Source organism: Janthinobacterium sp. SUN206, assembly GCF_030587305.1.
GTDB lineage: Bacteria > Pseudomonadota > Gammaproteobacteria > Burkholderiales > Burkholderiaceae_D > Janthinobacterium > Janthinobacterium kumbetense.
Window position 1 is genome coordinate 621,139 of sequence record NZ_JAPWIB010000002.1, and the last position, 16,641, is coordinate 637,779.

Sequence of the window (16,641 nt, forward strand, 5' to 3'; positions counted from 1 at the left end):
ATCTTACACCCGGATATTGATAATTTTTCTGATGCAGATCACACCCAGCATCAGCAAGCCCAGCGATACTCCAACCATCTTGCGCCCGCCCCCATCCGTGTACAGCACGGCAATAAACTGCGGATTCATCAAATGCATCATCAGCGCCGCGCCAAATGGCAACAAACCCAGGACCCAGGCCGACATGCGCCCTTCGGCCGACAGCACGCGCACCTGGCCCAGCAATTTCAGGCGGTCGCGGATGATGGCGCTGATGCTGCTCAGCAATTCAGTCAGGTTGCCGCCCGTTTCGCGCTGGATCAGCACGGCGATGACGAAATAGCGCAAGTCCGTGCTGGGCACGCGCGCGGCCAGGTTGCCCAGCGCATCGGCCATGGCGACGCCGAAACTGACTTCGTCGAACACGGCGCGGAATTCGTCGGCCAGCGGCCCCGTCATTTCCTCGCCCACCATTTTCAGCGCGGTGGGAAAGGCATGGCCGGCGCGCATGGCGCGGCTCATCAGGTCGAGCGCGTCCGGCAGTTGCTGCTCGATGCGCACCAGCCGCTTGCTCCTGGCGCGGCGCACCAGCAGATACGGCAGCGCGGCGCCGCCCGCGGCCAGGCCCAGGCGCACATACCATGGCAGCGGCAGCGCGCCGGCCAGCAGCAGGCCGGCCGTCCCGCCCAGCAGGCAATAGCCCAGAAAAGTGGCCACGAACCAGCGCATGCCCGCCTGCAGCAGCAGCTGGTCGAGGCGCCGCGCGCCGGGCAAGCCTTGCAGCACGCCGTGCAGCAAGGGATGGGCGCTCAGCGGGCGCTGCTTGGTGATCGACAGCGCCTGTTCGCCATCGCTGGCCGTGTACATGGCTTGCAGGCGCCGCGCCACCCGCGCCGCGCCCGCTCCCCGCGCCGCTTGCCACGCCAGCCAGGCGCCAGCCACCAGCAGCAGCACGGCCAGGAAAAGGAACAGATAGACAAGGTAGGAAAGCATGGCCGGTCAGCGCCCCGCCGCGGTGGGTTCGAACAGGGCGGCCGACACGCCGATGCCAAAGCTGTTCAGGCGATCGAGGAAGCGCGGGCGGATGCCGCTGGCCGAGAAATGCCCGACCACCGCGCCGCCCTCGGCCACGCCCGTCTGCCGGAAACTGAAGATTTCCTGCATCGTGATGACTTCCCCTTCCATGCCAGTGATTTCCTGGATCGACGTGACCTTGCGCTTGCCGTCGATCAGGCGCGACACTTGCACCACCACCGACACGGCCGAGCTGATCTGCTGCCGGATGGCCTTGCTGGGCAGGTTGGCCGCCGCCATGCTGATCATGTTTTCCAGCCGCGTGATGGCGTCGCGCGGCGTGTTGGCGTGGATGGTGGCCATCGAGCCTTCGTGGCCCGTGTTCATCGCCCCCAGCATGTCGAGCGCCTCGGCGCCGCGCACCTCGCCCAGGATGATGCGGTCCGGGCGCATGCGCAGCGCATTGCGCACCAGCGCGCGCTGGCTCACCTCCCCCTTGCCTTCGATGTTCGCGGGCCGCGTTTCCAGGCGCACCACGTGCGGCTGCTGCAATTGCAGCTCGGCCGCGTCTTCCACCGTGACGATGCGTTCCGTCTGGCCGATAAAGCCGGAAATCACATTGAGCATGGTGGTCTTGCCGCTGCCCGTGCCGCCGGAAATGAGGATATTCATCTTCGCCTTGCCCAGGCCCTGCAGCACCTCGGCCATCTCGGCCGTCATGCTGTGGTAGGCGACCAGGTCGGCCAGGCGCAGCGGATCGACGGAAAACCGCCGGATCGACATCACGGGGCCGTCGATGGCCAGCGGCGGGATGATGGCGTTGACGCGCGAACCGTCGGGCAGGCGCGCATCGACCATGGGGCTCGATTCGTCGATGCGGCGGCCCACGCGCGAGACGATCTTGTCGATGATCTTCATCAGATGGGCGTCGTCGTCGAAGCTGACGTCGGTCAGCTCCAGGCGGCCGCCCCGCTCCACATACACCTGCTTGTGGCCGTTGACGAGGATGTCCGACACGCTGGCATCGGCGAGCAGCGTTTCGAGCGGCCCGAAGCCCAGCATCTCGTGCTGGATGTCGCGCGTCAGGCTACGGCGCTCGGCGTCGTTGATGACCACCGCCTCTTCGTCCAGCAGGCGCTCGACCAGGCCGCGCAATTCTTCGCGGATGCGCTCCTGCGACAGGCGCTGCATGCTTTCCAGGTCGACCCGTTCGAGCAGCAGCCCATGGATGCGCAGCTTGAGGTCGCGGTAGCCGTGGTTGTCGATGACGGCCATGCGTTGCGGCGCGAGCGCGGCGATCTTGGCGCTGCCAAGCCGTTCGCGGATGGACAAGGCGGCGATGGGGGAAGTGGCCATGAAATGCTCCTGTTCTGGGATGGGGATCAAGCGCGTGGATCAGGCGCGCCGCAGGACGCGGCCGAGCCAGCCCTGGCGCGCCGTGCTGGCCGCGCCGCCGGCCAGGCTGGCGGCGAACTCCTGCAGCGAGCGGGTGATCGGGCTGGCCTTGTCGAGCTGCAGGATAGGCACGCCCTGGTTGACCGAGGCGGCCGCCGAGGCGTAGTGATTCGGCACCGTGCGGTAGACCGCCGTGCCGTACGCCGCTTCCAGGTCGCGCAGGCGGATTTCGCCGCCCTTGTCGTGGCGGTTGACGATGATATGCACCTTGTCCTTCGCGTATTCGAGCGAGCGGAACATGCCCAGCAGGCGCTTGCCGTCGCGGATGTACGGCAAGGTCGCCTGCAGGACGGGGAAGATCATGTCGGCGTGGTCCAGCGCGCGCACGCTGACGGCGTCGAGGTTGCGGCCCACGTCGAGCACGATGAAATCGTACTGGCGCCTGGCTTGCCGGATGACGGCGTCGATGTGCTCGGGCGCCACTTCGCTGGCGTGCGCCGGATCCTCGGGCGCGGCCAGCACGCTGTAGTTGGGCAGGATGTGCAGCATGCTCGATGCCAGGAACGAGGCGTCGAGCCGGTGGATGTCGCGCGTGACGTCGGACAGCGTGGCCAGCGGCTTGTTCTCGGACACGAAGAGCGAGGCGTCGCCAAAATGCAGGTTCATGTCGATCAGGGCAACGCGCTGCTGGCCGCCGGCGGCCAGCGCATAACCGAGATTGCTGGCGATGAAGGTGGCGCCGCTGCCGCCCTTGCAGGAGATGAAGGCCAGCACCTTGCCGTTGCCATGCTCGCGCCGCTCCAGCTTTTCCTCGATGCGTTCGAGCGCCGCATACAGGCTGGCCGGCGCGGCGGGAAACGGCAGCACGTCGCGCACGCCTGCACGCATGGCCTGCAGCAGGAATTCAGGCGCCTGCTGGTGGCACAGCACGATGAAGGCCATGCGCGGATGCTGGTTGCTGAGGCGTTCGATGGCGGCCAGGTCGGCGCCGTCGTTCGACGGGCGGTCGAAGATCAGCACGTCGGGCAGCGATTGCGCCGCCTGCAGCGGTTCCAGCGTTTCGCCGCCCGCGTTGATCTCGTCGAGCCGGTTGCGGCTGCGCAGCAGCCGCCCCAGTTCGGACAGCGTTTTTTGATCCGTGGAATGGATGGCGATTTTCACGATATGCCTTGCTGGTTCTGTGGTGACGGTGCCAGCTTCACTGGCGCGCCCCGACGCCGATGGTGAAGGCGGCCCCTTGCGGCGCGGGTGCGGCAAAGCTTTTCTGGTACGCCGCGTAGGCGGCCTGGGCGGCCTTGCCGTCCATGCCGGCCACGGGATCGCGGTTCGCGCCCGCCTGCGGCGACAGCACTTGCCGCAGGCGCAGCTGCTCGACGCTGTGGCCGAACTGGCGGTCCAGGTTCGGCGTGGCGGCGCAGCCGCTGGCGGCCAGGGCGGCCAGCAGCACAGATCGGAAAAGGGAAAGGGAATGCTGCATGAGGTGCTCCTAGTGAGTGTCCGGGCCGGCGGGCGCCGTCTGCGTGGCCGCTTCCTGCCGTGGCCGTGGCGCGCCAGCGCCTTCCATTTTTCCTTGCAAGAAGAACTCGCTGCGGCTGGGCGCCACATAGGCGTCGGTCGGCAAGACGATATCGCCGTCAAGCGTGCCGTCAAGCGGCTTGACCAGGTGCGGCGTGATGATGAACACCAGCTCGGTACGGTCGGTCTGGAAATCGCTGCTGCGGAACAGCGCGCCCAGCACGGGAATCTCGCCCAGGAAGGGCAAGGCCTTGATATTGGTCGTCACATTGTTCTTGATCAAACCGCCCACGGCAAAACTCTGGCCGTCGAACAGCTGCACCGTGGTGGTGGTGCGCCGCGTGGTAAAGGCCGGCAACACGGCATTGGCGGCGGCGCCCCCGCCGGTGGTGATGCCGATGCCTTCGCGGTTCAGCTCCGATACTTCCGGCGCCACCTTCAGGTTGATGCGCCCGCCCTCCAGCACGGTGGGCGTGAACTTGACGGCGATGCCGAATTCCTTTTCTTCCAGCGTGATCTTGTTGGTGGTGCTGTCTTGCGCGACCGGAATGAAAATCTTGCCGCCCGCCAGGAAACTGGCTTCCTGGCCACTGATGGCCATGATGTTCGGTTCGGCCAGCACCTTCACCAGGCCGTCGCGCTTTTGCGCGTCGAGCGTCAGCCCGTTGCCATTCTTGCCGTGCACGGCGCCCAGCTGGCTGGGGTTGCCGCTGAGCAGGTTCGACAGCAAGCCGTAGCTCCAGTTGCCGCGCGTGCCGCTGATGCCCACGCTGGCGCCCAGCTGGTCGACCAGGGTCTTCGACACTTCGGCGATTTTCACTTCCAGCATGACCTGTTGCGGCGCCGCAATCGTCAGCATGTTGATGACCTTGACGCCGCCGGCCGCGCTGGCGGCGCCGTCGGCCGGCGCTGCCGCTTCGCCGGCGCCGCGCTGCGCATAGGCTTGCGCCATGTCCAGGATCTGGCTGGCCTTGACGCTGTCGCTCACCTGCCCCGACAGCACGATGCTGCCGCCGGCCGCGCCGGCCTTGACGGCGCGCTCGCCGGGGAAGACATAGGCCAGCTGCGCCTGCAAGCCCTCGACATCGATCTCGACTTCGATATCGACGATCACGGGGCGCTGCTGCCGGTCCCACAGGATCAGGTTGGTGCTGCCCGGGGCCAGGCCCCAGACGAACAGCTGGCTGGACGAACCCAACATCCTGGCGCCGGCCACCCGCGGATCGTTGACGGCGATCTGCGACACCGGCAGGCTCAGGCTGCGCAAGGTGGACTTGCCCACGGCGATGCGCACGGGCGCGCCCAGGCGGGCGATATCGGCGCCCAGCGACATGGCCGGCGCCGCGACGGGCGACATGACGGCCTGCCTGGCCGGCGCCGCCGCGCTGGCGCCGCTTGGCCAGGCCAGGCTTGCCGCCGCGCCGCCCAGCGTCAGGGCCAGGCGCATGCCCGCACTCGCGGCGTGCTTACGAAATTTGTTCATCGATCATCCTTGCTCGCTTGCCTGCTGATTTTTAAAATTGCTGGACGCTCGTATCCATGCCCTTGATGACGGTGATGCTGTCGCGCGCGGGAGCGCGTGGGGGGGCCGCCTGGCGCCGCGCCGTGCGCACCGGCGCGGCCGCCGGCGCCTTCAGTTCCAGCAGCGACTCCTTGGTGGCGCCGCCCGTGGTGACGGGCGCCGGATCGACCTGGTTGCGCAGCACCAGCGACAGACTGCCCACGCTGCGCGCCAGGTCCAGCTTTTCCACCTGCTCAGGCGTCAGCTCCAGGGTCACGGCATTGACCACCTTGGGCTTGTTGTCGTCGCGGCCGGACTCTTGCGCCACGGCCAGCACCAGGATGCGTTCCAGCACGATCTTGGAAATGGCCAGCGGCCCGCCGCCCGCCGGCCTGGCGCGGTCATCCTGCGTATGCACGAGAATGTCGACGAAGTTGCCCGGCAGGGCGAAGCCGGCCACGCCCACCACGTCGTTGACGCGCACGGTCATGGCGCGCTTGCCGGCAGCCACGATGGCCGACAGGCCGCCCGTGGCGCCGGGCGGCGCGAGCTTGCTTTCCAGCACAGGCTCGCCCTTGCTGACGGCCGTGCGCGTGATGCGCCCGTCCAGCGCGCCGGCCTCGCCAAACGCCCCCGGCGGCATGGCGCCCGCCGGCCAGTCCATGCCGCGCAGCATGGCCGGCGTCACCTTCGCGCCCACGCCGATATCGACCAGCGCGACCATCACCGTCTGGCTGGCCGGCGCGCCTTGTCCCGACATCCAGCGGGCCGCCGCCAGCACGGCGCCCCCCGCCATCAGCAGCGCCAGCAGCAGCACGATCGCAACGCGGCTATTTCTCATGATTTTTCCTCTTGGTAAAACTTGGGTTTCCGGACGGGCACATCATGCATAGCCGCCGGCCGCCAGGGCCAGCCAGATGGCGGTGCCGGCGGCAATGGCGATCGCGTACGGCAGTTTGCCGCCCGGCACGGCGGGCGCATCGACCCGCGGCACTTCACCTGCGGCGGCGCGCAGCCAGCCTTGCAGCAGCAATTGCCGGGCATTGCTCATCGCCTGGCGCAACGTGCCCTGGCACAGGGCGACGGCCAGCGCCAGCACGCCGCCCGCCAGCAGGCTGCACAGCACGGCAAACACGGCGGGGCGCGGGCCAAGAAAAGCCCCCACCATCGCCATCAGCTTGACGTCGCCCGCGCCCAGCGCCTTCATCGCATACATGGGCAGCAGCAAGCCCAGGCCGACGGCCAGGCCGCCCAGCGCCAGCCACGGCCCGGCCGGCGTCACCCCGGGCAAGGCCACGCTGTTGAGCAGCACGCCAAGCAAGGCGCCGGAAAACACCAGCCGGTTGGGAATGCGCCGGCGGCGCACGTCATGCCAGACAGCCGCGGCAAGCAGCCCCCACAAGACCATGGCGGGGCTGAACGTCCAGAAAGAATGAGGGTCCATCGTGTACCTGATGCAAGCCGATGGCATGACGGCATGCGCATCGTTGGGCGGGAAGTCGACAGGCCGGTGCGCAGGGGCAGCCGGCCTGTCGGGGTGCAGCGCGGTGGGCAGGCGCCTTAGATCGCCGCGCCCGTCAGCTTGGTGCCGATCGCCTTGAAGGCGCCATCGAGGCCGGTGGTGAAATAGCCGACGGCCGTGACCAGCGCCGCAGCCACCAGCGCAGCGATCAGCGCATATTCGATGGCCGTCACGCCATCTTCTTCGGCGATAAAGTTTTTAATGAAATTCATATTATTCCCTTTTAGGTCAAGTTTTAAACATGATAAAAACTGAAAATACAGTCTGAAAATAAAAACATTCTCTTTGTTTTTATTTGCCAATTTCTGATGCGTGTATTTTATATAAACAAACATTAAATCGAATCAGAGAAAAGTCATTTTATGCGCAGTACAAACCATCTTAATTTTTTGTCTATAATCAGGACATATGTACTGTCACTCCGCATGGACGGGTTCGGCCAGCCGGTTGCGGGTGGCGTACACATATAATTCCAGGCGGTTGGTGACATCGAGCTTGCTGTAGATCGATGTCAAATGATTACGCAAGGTTTGCTCCGAGATAAAAGCGCGCTGGGCGATCGCACGGTTCAGCGCGCCATTTCCTTCCACCATCATGGCCACGATCTTGCGCTCCTTCAGCGTCAGCCTGGCGATGCGCTGCTCTTCCGGGTCGGGCGCCGCTTCCGGCTTGTTCAGCACGCCCAGCATGCTGTCGAGCAGCGCCGGGTCCAGGCACAATTCGCCGTGATGCAGGCGGGCGATGGCGTCGACCATTTGCTTGACGGGCGTTTCCTTGCCCACCACGGCGCGCGCGCCGCTGCGCACGGCGCGCCCGCAGGCGGCCTGGTCCTGCGTGCCGCTGAACAGCAATGCGCGCGACACGCCATTGCCCAGCAGCTGCGGCAGATAATCGATGGCGCAAGCGCCGCCGCAGCCAAGATCGGCGTCGAGCACGATGACGTCGGGACACAGGGTGCGCGCCAGCAGCAGCGCGCTGTCGATCTCGGTGGAACTGGCCACCACCTGCATCGGCGGCTGGGCGCCGGCGAGCAACTGCTCCAGGCCCCACAGCCAGGTCTTGTGGTCCGACACCAGCATGACGCGTATGACATTGTTTGTTGACATGCTTTACCTCTTTACTTGTAGCCCACTCCCATCGGGGAATGCTGTTGATCCGAATCGGCTTGCCTGCCTCGTCCGCGCGCGCCTTCTGCTGCCGCACGCGGGGGAAAGAAGTCATGGGGGCACAAAGGAAGAGGCCTTGGGCCGGCACGCGCCAACGCGGTGCGTGCCCCAGGGCAGCGGTCGCCGCATGCCGGGCGTGAACCGATGGATGGGCAGCGTGGCCGGGGCGGGTGCGCCACGGGCGCGCCATCGCTGCTGCCACCGCTGCTGTTGCTTACATTGCAGCATTTTTGTTGCATCACCTTGCAAAACAAGTCCTTGCCTGCACGCAGGACAATCCTGACACCAGGCCTGTTTTCATACCCGCGCATATTACTCCCGGCCCTGTAGCGACGGGGCCGGCACGTTTGAAATAACGCAGTTAATTGCGATTATCTTGACCTGTAATAATTTAAATGGCGGACACGCCCTTGAAAATCGATATAGAATAATTGCCAGTCAAATGGCGCAATGCCATCCGCCCGACATTCGTCATCGCGGAACTTAACCGGATTATTCCCATGCGCTTAAAACAGGCCGATTCCCGCATATTCCGCAAGCAAAGCGGACAGGCTGGCGCCACCCTGGTCGAATTGGCCCTGATAACACCGGTCTTTCTCATGCTGATAATCGGCATCATTGAATTGAGCATGGCTTATTTTGCCAATATGACCATGCAGCACGCGGTGCGCGAAGGCGCGCGCTATGCCGTCACGGGGGCCAAGGACCTCGACCCCGACAGCGCCAACCAGCAGCGCTACCACGCCGTCATGCAAAAAATACGCGACAGTTCCATGGGCATGTATGACAAGGTCAGCCCCGTGATCTCCGTCAACGGCAGCGATGCGGTGGGCGCCGCCATGTTCGGCCAGGCCGGCGATATCGTCGTCATTTCCGTCGATTGCCGCTGGGCGTTCGCCACGCCCATGATCCGTGCCCTGTTCCGCGATGGCCAGGCGCATTTCGTCGTGGCGGCCACCATGCGCAATGAAAGCTTTGGCGGCCTGTGATGCGTGCACCCGCTCCCCGTTTTCCGCGCCGCACCGCGCGCGGCATCGCCGCCATCGAATTTGCCATCGTGCTGCCCTTGCTGGCCTTGCTGCTGTTCATGCTGGCCGACCTGTCGCGCGCCATCCAGGCCAAGACCATCCTGCTCAATATCAGCCGCGAAGGCGCCAACCTGTCCGCGCGCGCCACGTCCGACCTGAGCGGCTCCAGCCAGGGCATCATGAATGCGCTGGCCGCCAGCACGCCGCCGCTGGACATGCACGGGCGCGGCATGATCTACATCACCAAGATCATGGGTTACACGGCGCAGAGCGGCTTGCGCAATATCGTGCTGGAACAGTACCGCTGGGACGCCGGCGCGAAGGCCAGCGGCTACCTGCCCGCCAGCCAGGTGTGGCAATGCGGCAGCTGGCGCGATGGCACGTGCACCGGCATCGCCAAGGACGAATACGCCCCCACGGTGTCATTGATGCAGAACCAGCTGGCCGACGGCGAACTGATTTACGCCGTGGAAACTTTCTACAATTTCGACATGCTGTTCGGCACATTGAAATTTGGCAACAGCACGACGCCCGTGCTGGCGCCCAACCTGACTTCGATGACGGTATTCTGATGCGCATTCCACACAAGCGGCAAGGCGGGCAAGTCCTGGTCATGGTGGCGCTGTCGGCCGTCGTCCTGATCGCCTCCGTGGGCCTGGCCATCGATTCGGCCCTCGGCTACTTCGTCAAGGCCAAGCTCAACGCGGCCGTCGACTCGGCCAGCCTGGCGGCGGCGCGCGGCGTCACTGCGGGCAACTCGGAAGAGGAACAGCGGACCAGGGCGCGCCAGTCCGCAAAGGATTTTTTTGACGTCAATTATCCGGACCACTTCCTGCTGTCGACGCCGACCCTCCATCCCGTCGACGTCACGTTCGACAAGGGTACCGTCACTATCGACGTCTCGGCCAGCGCCTCGCTGCCCGTCTCGCTGATGGGCGTACTGGGCTTCAAGACCCTGGACGTGGCCGCCAGCGCGCAAACCATCCGCAAGGACCTGGACATGGTGCTGGTGATGGATACGTCGCGTTCGCTGGAACACAATGCGGACGCCGTGCGGGCGGCGGGCAAGTCCTTCCTGAACAAGTTCAACGCCACGGTCGACCGGGTCGGCTTGCTGCACTTCGCTTCGGAAGCGCAAATCGACGTCCCGATCAGGCAGACCGACCGCGGTTTCGACCGCGGCGGCATGACCATGAAAGGTGGAAAGATCGATCAATTCGCCTTCGTCGGCGGCACCAACTCGTCCGCCGGCATGTTCCAGGCGCGCAAGCAGCTGAACGATATCGCGCAGGTCGACCGCTCCAGCCTGCGCGTCATCGTGTTTTTCTCCGACGGTTCGCCGGCGGCGTTTTCCTCGTACTTCCCCAACAAGGACAACAAATGCAAGGACGCAGGCGGCCTCGCCACCTTTCCGAAACTGCAAAACCCGGCATTGGCGGGCCTGTACAGGATGAAAGTGAGCGACTCGCTCCAATACGGCGATTGCGCCGCCAGCCAGATCACCGCGCTTCCCGCATGGTACAACGCGACGAATGACGCGGCGCTGCGCGAGTTTCCCATCGTCACCAACTCGCCCCGCGTCGTGACCGCATCCACCGCTACGGCGCAGGCGCAATGGACGAATGTACACCGCGCCTCGCGCAACCTGGTCGAAGCGATGGCGGCCAAGGCGCGCCAGGAAGGCATTTTCGTCTTTACCCTGGGCATGGGCGCGTCGCTGAAAACCAAGGAAGGGCCGGACAACGAGCTGGGCGAAGACTTGCTGCGCTGCCTGGCCAATACCACCGATGCGAAAGCGGCTTGCCGCAAGCCGGCCGAACCCGTGGGCCTGTATTGCTATGCGGCCAGCGACAGCGACCTGAGTCCCTGCTTCACCCGGCTCGCCTCGGCCATTTTGCGCCTGTCCAAATAAGCGCCTAACCCTGCCACTGCCCCGCCACGACAAAACCCAGGGTCATGGCCACCACCATCGCCGCGCCGGTGGGCGTAGGCGGCGTGGGCGACGGCAGGTCGAACCAGCGGCACACGGCCCCCACCAGCAATCCCAGTACCGATCCTGCCAGCATGACGTTCATGGCGCCTCCCCTTGCGTTTCACGGCGCTGCAAATACAGGCCCGTGAGCCAGTAGCCGCAGCTGGTCAGGAACACCAGCAGCGCGGCGCCCAGCACGGGCGGCGCCGGCACGGGGATGTGCGCCAGCTGGCAGACGAATCCCACGACAAAGGCCAGCAGCAGGCCCAGGATGACTTTCTTATAGCGCATGGCTCTGTCCTCTACTAGAAAGCGAAGCAGCTGCAACCCAGCGTGCCCCAGAAGCCGGAAAAATCGCTGATCGGCACGGCCGACTTGCGCGCCCGGTCGTGGGCGTGGGCGTGCACGCCGCAGGCGCCCGCGCACTGGTGCGGCATGGCCGCCTGCGCCGGCCTGGCTACGGGCCGGTAATGGCCCGGCACCGCGCGCACGGGCGACCACTCGGGCAGCACGGGAATCGGGGGCGGCGCCAGGGTCGTGAATTCCGCCTGGCCGTAGACGACCTTGCCGCCGACGATGGTGAGCACGGATTCGATGGACTTGATCGCCTCTTCCGGCACCGCGAAATAATCGGCCGACAGCACGGACAGGTCGGCCAGCATGCCCTCGCGGATGCGCCCCTTCTTGCCTTGCTCGCTGGAAAACCAGGCGCTGCCCGCCGTCCACAGTTCCAGCGCCGTGTCGCGCGACAATCGCCCCGCCGCATCCGTCAGGGCCAGGCCGCCCACGGTGCGCCCCGACACGAGCCAGTACAGCGCCGTCCACGGGTTGTAGCTTGCCACGCGCGTGGCGTCCGTGCCGCCGCCCACGGGCACGCCCGCGTCCAGCATGCGCTGCACGGGCGGCGTGGCCTTCGCCGCCTCGGCGCCATAGCGCTCGACGAAGTACTCGCCCTGGAAAGCCATGCGGTGCTGGATGGCCAGGCCGCCGCCCAGCGCCTTGACCCGGTCGATATTTTTCGGGCTGATGGTTTCCGCGTGGTCGAACAGCCAGTGCAAGCCGCCGAACGGCGTGTCGCGGTTGACCTTTTCGAATACGTCGAGCATGCGGCCGATCGATTCGTCATAGGTGGCGTGCAGGCGGAACGGCCAGCGCTGCTCGACCAGGTGGCGCACCACCTTTTCCAGCTCGTCTTCCATGCCGGCCGCCAGCTCCGGGCGCGGCTCGAGGAAATCCTCGAAGTCGGCGGCGGAAAACACCAGCATCTCTCCGGCGCCGTTGTGACGATAAAAGTCCGTGCCGTCGCCGGGCTTGACCATGCCCGTCCACTTCTGGAAGTCCTGCAATTCGGCGCCCTTGTTCTGCGTAAACAGGTTGTAGGCGATGCGGATGGTCAGCTGCTCTTTTTGCGCCAGCTCGTCGACGACGGCGTAATCCTCGGGATAGTTCTGGAAGCCGCCGCCCGCGTCGATGGCGCTGGTGATGCCCAAACGGTTCAATTCGCGCATGAACTGGCGCGTGGAATTGACTTGCAATTCGCGCGGCAGGGTCGGGCCTTTCGCCAGGGTCGCATATAAAATCATGGCGTTCGGACGGGCGATCAGCAAGCCGGTCGGGTTGCCGGCCGCGTCGCGCACGATTTCGCCGCCGGGCGGGTTCGGCGTGTTCTTGTCGTAGCCGACGGCGCGCAGGGCGGCGCGGTTCAGCAGGGCGCGGTCGTACAGGTGCAGGATGAAGACGGGCGTGTCGGGCGCGGCCGCGTTGATTTCATCGAGGGTGGGCATGCGCTTTTCCGCGAACTGGAATTCCGTCCAGCCGCCCACCACGCGCACCCATTGCGGGTTCGGCGTACGCAGCGCCTGTTCCTTGAGCATGCGCAAGGCGTCGGCCAGCGAAGGCACGCCTTCCCAGCGCAATTCCAGGTTGTAGTTCAAGCCGCCGCGGATCAGGTGCAAATGCGAGTCGTTCAGGCCGGGAATGACGGTGCGGCCAGCCAGGTCGATCACTTGCGTGGCGGGGCCGCGATGACGCATCACGTCCTCGACGTCGCCCACGGCGAGAAATTTGCCATCGGCGATGGCGACGGCGGACGCCAGCGGCTGCGCCCTGTCGACCGTGTGGAAACGGCCATTGAGCAAGATCGTGTGTGCATGCATGGGAACTCCCGATTCAGGTGAAGGATACGCCCCCCGCCGGCGGGCGGCGGTGGCGCGATATCAATAAAATCTCAATGGCCTTCGCTGGCATTGAACATGGATTTGGCGTAGATCAAGCCCAGGCCATAGCCGCCGCCGTGCGCCACGGCCGTCGCCACCGTCTCGTTGTAGGTCTCGCCGCGGGCCCAGTCGCGCTGCAGTTCCAGCAAGTATTGCACGGACGTCATCGGCTGCGCGCCCGCCTGTATCATTCGCTGCATGGCCATCGCATGCGCTTCGTCGGAGACGTCGCCGCTGGCGTCGGCGATCACGTACACGTCAAAACCCTGTTCCAGCGCCGACAGCGCGGGGCCGACGATGCACACGGACGTCCACAGGCCGGCCAGCACGATCTTGCCCTTGCCGTAGCCATTCACCTTGTCGGCGATGCGCGCATCTTCCCAGGTATTCATGCTGGTGCGGTCGATCGGCGCCTGCTCCGGGAAGACGGACTGGATTTCGTCAAAAATAGGGCCGGAGAACGATTTGGCCGCCACCGTCGTCAGGATCGTCGGCACCTTGAATTCCGCGGCCGCCTTGGCGACCAGGGCCGCATTGTTGCGCAGCAATGCCAGGTCGATGGAGCGCGTGGCGAACGCCATCTGCGACTGGTGGTCGATCATGATCAGGGTATGGTCGTTCGGGGTCAGCAGTTTTTGGGCGGCTTGGGCGGTAGCGATAGGCATGATGTTTTCCTCAGTGAAAATAATTGAATATCAAAGTAGTGGTATCCGGCCCGCACAATCTTGCGCTTTCCTTCTTGCGCTGCCATGTTGCGTGTCAGTGATAGGCAGTATGCACGCACAAAAAGGAAAACAAAAACGGAAAGAATGCCAAGCTATATTCGATTTTTTCGATGATATAAAATAAGCGCACCGCAACCAATCGCACGGAGGAAAACATGGGGTTTGAATTCAGGATCGCGGCCAGCCTGACGGCCGGCCAGCGCCAGCACATCGAACAACTGCTGGCGGCGCTGCCGCAGGCGGCCGACGGCATGCCCGGCACGGACGCCAGGCTGACGGAGGCCGGCCTGTATGTATGCCAGTACCTGCGCCCGGAACCGTGGCACGGCCTGGACGCCGTGCGCGCCTGGCTCGATGCGCAGGGCGTGGACTACGCCGTTGCGGAGGTCGACGACTGACGCTACAGGCCGCCTTCCAGCATCACCCGCCAGCTACGGTAGGTGCCCGTATCGACCGTGCGCAGCGCGCTGCCCCCGCCATCCGCGTACAGGCTGCGCGTGCGGTCCGCCTGCCGCAGCAGGTTGGCGCCCGACACGCGCAGGCGCAGCGTGCCGCTGACCTTCCACAGCGCATACATATCGAGTTCGCGCCGGGCGCCTTGCCAGGCCAGCAGCTGGCTTGACTCGCGCGACGGCCCTCCCGCCTGGTAATGCAGGTTGCCGCCCACGGTCAGCGGCCGGCTGGCCAGCTGGTAGTCCGCGCCCAGGTTGGCGCTCCACGGCGGCTGGCCATCGAGGCGGTTGTACGGGCCGGGAACGGCATCCACCGCCGACCAGTTGCGCGCCAGATTCGCCCGCAGGTCCAGCGCGGGGGCACGGGGGAACAGCACCGCCAGCGGCAGCTTCGCTTCCAGTTCGATGCCGCGCACCTGCGCCCTGCCATTGTTGGCGGGCGTGGCCACCCAGCGCCCGTTGTCCTGGTACAGCCGGTCCAGCATCACGTCGCGGATGCGGCGCCAGGTGGCGCTGGCACTGAGCATGGCGCCCTCGCCCAGATAGTACTCATAGGCCGCGTCCAGGCCCCACGCCATTTCCGGGCGCAGCGCGGGGTTGCCCTGGTTGTCGGGATTCGTGGGACTATTGCCGTTATCGACCGCGTACGGGCGCGGGATCAGCTGGAAAATCTGCGGCGCCTTGTACGTGCGCGTGACGGCCAGGCGCACCTGGTCCTTGCCGGCGAACTTCCACAGGCTTTGCAGCACGGGACTCCACACCTGCGCGCGCACGTCGACGGGGTTCGCGCCACCGGTGGCGCTGGCCGTGCGCCAGGTTTCCCAGCGCAGGCCCAGGTACAGCGACCAGCGCGCGGAGACATCCCACTCATCCTGCGCGAACAGGGCCAGGCGCCGCACCGTGACCGCGTAGTCCGCGTCCGGCAGGACGGGCGGCCCGCCCGGCTCCAGCTGGCGCTCGCGGCGATACTCCGCGCGCCGCCGGCGGCCCCCGTCCCAGCCCGCCGCCAGCGCGTGCCCCTCGCCCAGCGCCCGGCGGTAGGTGCCGCTGGCCTGCACGCCCACATCGTCCACGCCCGCGTCGACCAGGCGCACATTCGCCGGCCCAGGCAGAGCGCCCACGCCCCGGAACAGGTAATCGCTGCCGCGGTGGTTGACATCGACACCCAGCTTCACATCGAGGCTGGCGCCAGCTTCCAGCTTGCGCAGCCAGCGCAGGTCGCTGCGCACGGTGCTGCTGTCCTGGTCGAAGGTGGCGTCGTTGTCCGGATAGCCGGTGTGGCCGCCCAGGTAAGCCGTTTCCACCACATGGCGGCGGCTGGCCAGGCGACGCACATTGAGCAGGCTTTGCCAGGCCAGGCTGTCTTCGCCCGCCAGCGCCCATTGCAGGCGGGGCGCCAGCTCGAACGTGTCGCTGGTCACGCGCTCGGTCAGCGGCATGTGGCGCACCACGGTGGGCGTGCCGCCGGCCGCATATTCGCGGTTCCATTCATCGAGCAATCCGCGGCGCCCCGTGTGGCCAAGCGTGCCGGCCAGCGCGTACGACAGGCGCCCGTCTTGGCTGGACCATTGCGCGGTGGCGCTGCCGGCGGGCATGCCGTTGCTGGCCGAGCCGCCCAGCTTGTAGGTGCGCTCGCGCCGCTTGGCGGATTTCTTCAGCACGATATTGATGGAGCCGGCGATCGCCTGGGCGGAAAATTCGGCCGTGGCGGCGCGCATGATTTCCACGCGCTCGACCAGTTCCGGGTCCAGCGCGTCCAGCGAAAAACCGGCCGGCACGGGGTCGCCGTCGAGCATGACGAGGGTGTAGCCCTGTCCCAGCCCCCGCAGCTGGAGCTGCCCACCCTGCCCCGTGCCGGCCGGCGCGCCGATGGTAATGCCCGGCAGGCGCTTCAAGGCATCGGACAGGACGCGGTCGCCCTGGCGTATCAGCTCATCGTGGCCGACGACGATGCCGGCGACGGTATTGTTGCGGCGCTGCTCCAGCTTGCCCGCATTGACCGTCACGGAAGGAACGGTGTCTTCGGCACGGACGTGCGCCGTCAACGGCAGCGCAAGGCTGCACAGGAAAATACTCAATCGCATGGGAATTCCAGAAAGATGGCGGTTGCCGGATGAATGGTTGCCGGGCCAGGCGCGCCGCACCCGCCCGGCCTG

Annotated in this window: 18 protein-coding genes; 4 read left to right on the forward strand and 14 right to left on the reverse strand. The window is 65.9% G+C overall.

Features of this window, described 5'->3' with window-relative positions; all coding sequences use genetic code 11:
• Positions 1-3: 3 nt before the first annotated feature.
• From O3300_RS15625 to O3300_RS15665, 9 genes are all read right to left on the reverse strand, one after another.
• A complete protein-coding gene (locus O3300_RS15625) occupies positions 4-972 on the reverse strand; it encodes a type II secretion system F family protein (protein ID WP_305053461.1) in 969 nt (322 codons plus the stop codon).
• A gap of 6 nt (positions 973-978) precedes the next feature.
• Positions 979-2,325, reverse strand: a complete 1,347-nt coding sequence (locus O3300_RS15630) for a CpaF family protein (RefSeq protein ID WP_369812245.1) — start codon at positions 2,323-2,325, stop codon at positions 979-981.
• Between the two features lie 63 nt (positions 2,326-2,388).
• Positions 2,389-3,549: an AAA family ATPase gene (locus tag O3300_RS15635; RefSeq protein WP_077401700.1), complete on the reverse strand. Its 1,161-nt coding sequence runs from the start codon at positions 3,547-3,549 to the stop codon at positions 2,389-2,391.
• Positions 3,550-3,586: 37 nt separating this feature from the next.
• A complete protein-coding gene (locus O3300_RS15640; protein ID WP_305053462.1) occupies positions 3,587-3,865 on the reverse strand; it encodes a hypothetical protein in 279 nt (92 codons plus the stop codon).
• A 9-nt stretch (positions 3,866-3,874) separates the two neighbouring features.
• On the reverse strand, positions 3,875-5,386 hold the full coding sequence (locus tag O3300_RS15645; protein ID WP_305053463.1) for a type II and III secretion system protein family protein: 1,512 nt from the start codon (positions 5,384-5,386) through the stop codon (positions 3,875-3,877).
• 31 nt (positions 5,387-5,417) lie between these two features.
• On the reverse strand, positions 5,418-6,245 hold the full coding sequence (cpaB, locus tag O3300_RS15650) for a Flp pilus assembly protein CpaB (RefSeq protein WP_305053464.1): 828 nt from the start codon (positions 6,243-6,245) through the stop codon (positions 5,418-5,420).
• A gap of 42 nt (positions 6,246-6,287) precedes the next feature.
• Positions 6,288-6,848, reverse strand: coding sequence for a prepilin peptidase (locus O3300_RS15655; RefSeq protein ID WP_305053465.1), 561 nt, complete (start codon positions 6,846-6,848; stop codon positions 6,288-6,290).
• Between the two features lie 116 nt (positions 6,849-6,964).
• The gene (locus O3300_RS15660) at positions 6,965-7,138 is read right to left on the reverse strand and encodes a Flp family type IVb pilin (protein WP_071650303.1); all 174 of its coding nucleotides are present in this window, start codon (positions 7,136-7,138) and stop codon (positions 6,965-6,967) included.
• A 204-nt stretch (positions 7,139-7,342) separates the two neighbouring features.
• The gene (locus tag O3300_RS15665; protein WP_251351860.1) at positions 7,343-8,032 is read right to left on the reverse strand and encodes a response regulator transcription factor; all 690 of its coding nucleotides are present in this window, start codon (positions 8,030-8,032) and stop codon (positions 7,343-7,345) included.
• Between the two features lie 560 nt (positions 8,033-8,592).
• Between O3300_RS15665 and O3300_RS15670 the strand changes: the two genes are divergently transcribed.
• Genes O3300_RS15670 through O3300_RS15680 form a run of 3 tightly spaced genes read left to right on the forward strand, consistent with a single transcriptional unit; the run spans position 8,593 to position 11,032 of the window.
• Positions 8,593-9,081, forward strand: coding sequence for a TadE family protein (locus tag O3300_RS15670; protein ID WP_099668172.1), 489 nt, complete (start codon positions 8,593-8,595; stop codon positions 9,079-9,081).
• Positions 9,081-9,692 carry a TadE/TadG family type IV pilus assembly protein gene (locus O3300_RS15675; RefSeq protein WP_305053466.1) on the forward strand — a complete coding sequence of 204 codons (612 nt, stop codon included), beginning with the start codon at positions 9,081-9,083 and terminating at the stop codon, positions 9,690-9,692. The genes O3300_RS15670 and O3300_RS15675 overlap by 1 nt, the downstream gene beginning before the upstream one ends.
• Positions 9,692-11,032 (forward strand): VWA domain-containing protein, encoded by a 1,341-nt coding sequence (locus tag O3300_RS15680; RefSeq protein ID WP_099664847.1) that lies wholly within the window; start codon positions 9,692-9,694, stop codon positions 11,030-11,032. The genes O3300_RS15675 and O3300_RS15680 overlap by 1 nt, the downstream gene beginning before the upstream one ends.
• 4 nt (positions 11,033-11,036) lie before the next feature.
• Here the strand turns inward: O3300_RS15680 and O3300_RS15685 are convergent, their stop codons facing one another.
• The 4 genes from O3300_RS15685 to O3300_RS15700 form a co-directional block, all read right to left on the reverse strand.
• Entirely contained in the window at positions 11,037-11,195 is a 159-nt protein-coding gene (locus O3300_RS15685; RefSeq protein ID WP_077401676.1) for a XapX domain-containing protein, read from the reverse strand.
• Positions 11,192-11,383, reverse strand: coding sequence for a DUF1427 family protein (locus O3300_RS15690; RefSeq protein ID WP_099664848.1), 192 nt, complete (start codon positions 11,381-11,383; stop codon positions 11,192-11,194). Before O3300_RS15690 ends, O3300_RS15685 begins: the two co-directional genes overlap by 4 nt.
• Before the next feature lie 14 nt (positions 11,384-11,397).
• Positions 11,398-13,248: an amidohydrolase gene (locus O3300_RS15695; protein WP_305053467.1), complete on the reverse strand. Its 1,851-nt coding sequence runs from the start codon at positions 13,246-13,248 to the stop codon at positions 11,398-11,400.
• A 71-nt stretch (positions 13,249-13,319) separates the two neighbouring features.
• Positions 13,320-13,973: a hydrolase gene (locus O3300_RS15700; protein WP_251350751.1), complete on the reverse strand. Its 654-nt coding sequence runs from the start codon at positions 13,971-13,973 to the stop codon at positions 13,320-13,322.
• Between the two features lie 215 nt (positions 13,974-14,188).
• Between O3300_RS15700 and O3300_RS15705 the strand changes: the two genes are divergently transcribed.
• Entirely contained in the window at positions 14,189-14,431 is a 243-nt protein-coding gene (locus O3300_RS15705) for a hypothetical protein (RefSeq protein WP_251350752.1), read from the forward strand.
• Positions 14,432-14,433: 2 nt separating this feature from the next.
• Here O3300_RS15705 and O3300_RS15710 read toward each other — a convergent pair whose 3' ends face one another.
• The gene (locus O3300_RS15710) at positions 14,434-16,569 is read right to left on the reverse strand and encodes a TonB-dependent siderophore receptor (RefSeq protein ID WP_305053468.1); all 2,136 of its coding nucleotides are present in this window, start codon (positions 16,567-16,569) and stop codon (positions 14,434-14,436) included.
• Between the last annotated feature and the right edge of the window lie 72 nt (positions 16,570-16,641).

What these genes read in the sequence shown, in the direction of transcription:
- O3300_RS15625 (WP_305053461.1), bottom strand. Translation starts at nt 972, where the DNA reads ATGCTTTCCTACCTTGTCTATCTGTTCCTTTTCCTGGCCGTGCTGCTG.
- O3300_RS15640 (WP_305053462.1), bottom strand. Translation starts at nt 3,865, where the DNA reads ATGCAGCATTCCCTTTCCCTTTTCCGATCTGTGCTGCTGGCCGCCCTG.
- O3300_RS15645 (WP_305053463.1), bottom strand. Translation starts at nt 5,386, where the DNA reads ATGAACAAATTTCGTAAGCACGCCGCGAGTGCGGGCATGCGCCTGGCC.
- cpaB (WP_305053464.1), bottom strand. Translation starts at nt 6,245, where the DNA reads ATGAGAAATAGCCGCGTTGCGATCGTGCTGCTGCTGGCGCTGCTGATG.
- O3300_RS15655 (WP_305053465.1), bottom strand. Translation starts at nt 6,848, where the DNA reads ATGGACCCTCATTCTTTCTGGACGTTCAGCCCCGCCATGGTCTTGTGG.
- O3300_RS15660 (WP_071650303.1), bottom strand. Translation starts at nt 7,138, where the DNA reads ATGAATTTCATTAAAAACTTTATCGCCGAAGAAGATGGCGTGACGGCC.
- O3300_RS15665 (WP_251351860.1), bottom strand. Translation starts at nt 8,032, where the DNA reads ATGTCAACAAACAATGTCATACGCGTCATGCTGGTGTCGGACCACAAG.
- O3300_RS15670 (WP_099668172.1), top strand. Translation starts at nt 8,593, where the DNA reads ATGCGCTTAAAACAGGCCGATTCCCGCATATTCCGCAAGCAAAGCGGA.
- O3300_RS15675 (WP_305053466.1), top strand. Translation starts at nt 9,081, where the DNA reads ATGCGTGCACCCGCTCCCCGTTTTCCGCGCCGCACCGCGCGCGGCATC.
- O3300_RS15680 (WP_099664847.1), top strand. Translation starts at nt 9,692, where the DNA reads ATGCGCATTCCACACAAGCGGCAAGGCGGGCAAGTCCTGGTCATGGTG.
- O3300_RS15685 (WP_077401676.1), bottom strand. Translation starts at nt 11,195, where the DNA reads ATGAACGTCATGCTGGCAGGATCGGTACTGGGATTGCTGGTGGGGGCC.
- O3300_RS15690 (WP_099664848.1), bottom strand. Translation starts at nt 11,383, where the DNA reads ATGCGCTATAAGAAAGTCATCCTGGGCCTGCTGCTGGCCTTTGTCGTG.
- O3300_RS15695 (WP_305053467.1), bottom strand. Translation starts at nt 13,248, where the DNA reads ATGCATGCACACACGATCTTGCTCAATGGCCGTTTCCACACGGTCGAC.
- O3300_RS15700 (WP_251350751.1), bottom strand. Translation starts at nt 13,973, where the DNA reads ATGCCTATCGCTACCGCCCAAGCCGCCCAAAAACTGCTGACCCCGAAC.
- O3300_RS15705 (WP_251350752.1), top strand. Translation starts at nt 14,189, where the DNA reads ATGGGGTTTGAATTCAGGATCGCGGCCAGCCTGACGGCCGGCCAGCGC.
- O3300_RS15710 (WP_305053468.1), bottom strand. Translation starts at nt 16,569, where the DNA reads ATGCGATTGAGTATTTTCCTGTGCAGCCTTGCGCTGCCGTTGACGGCG.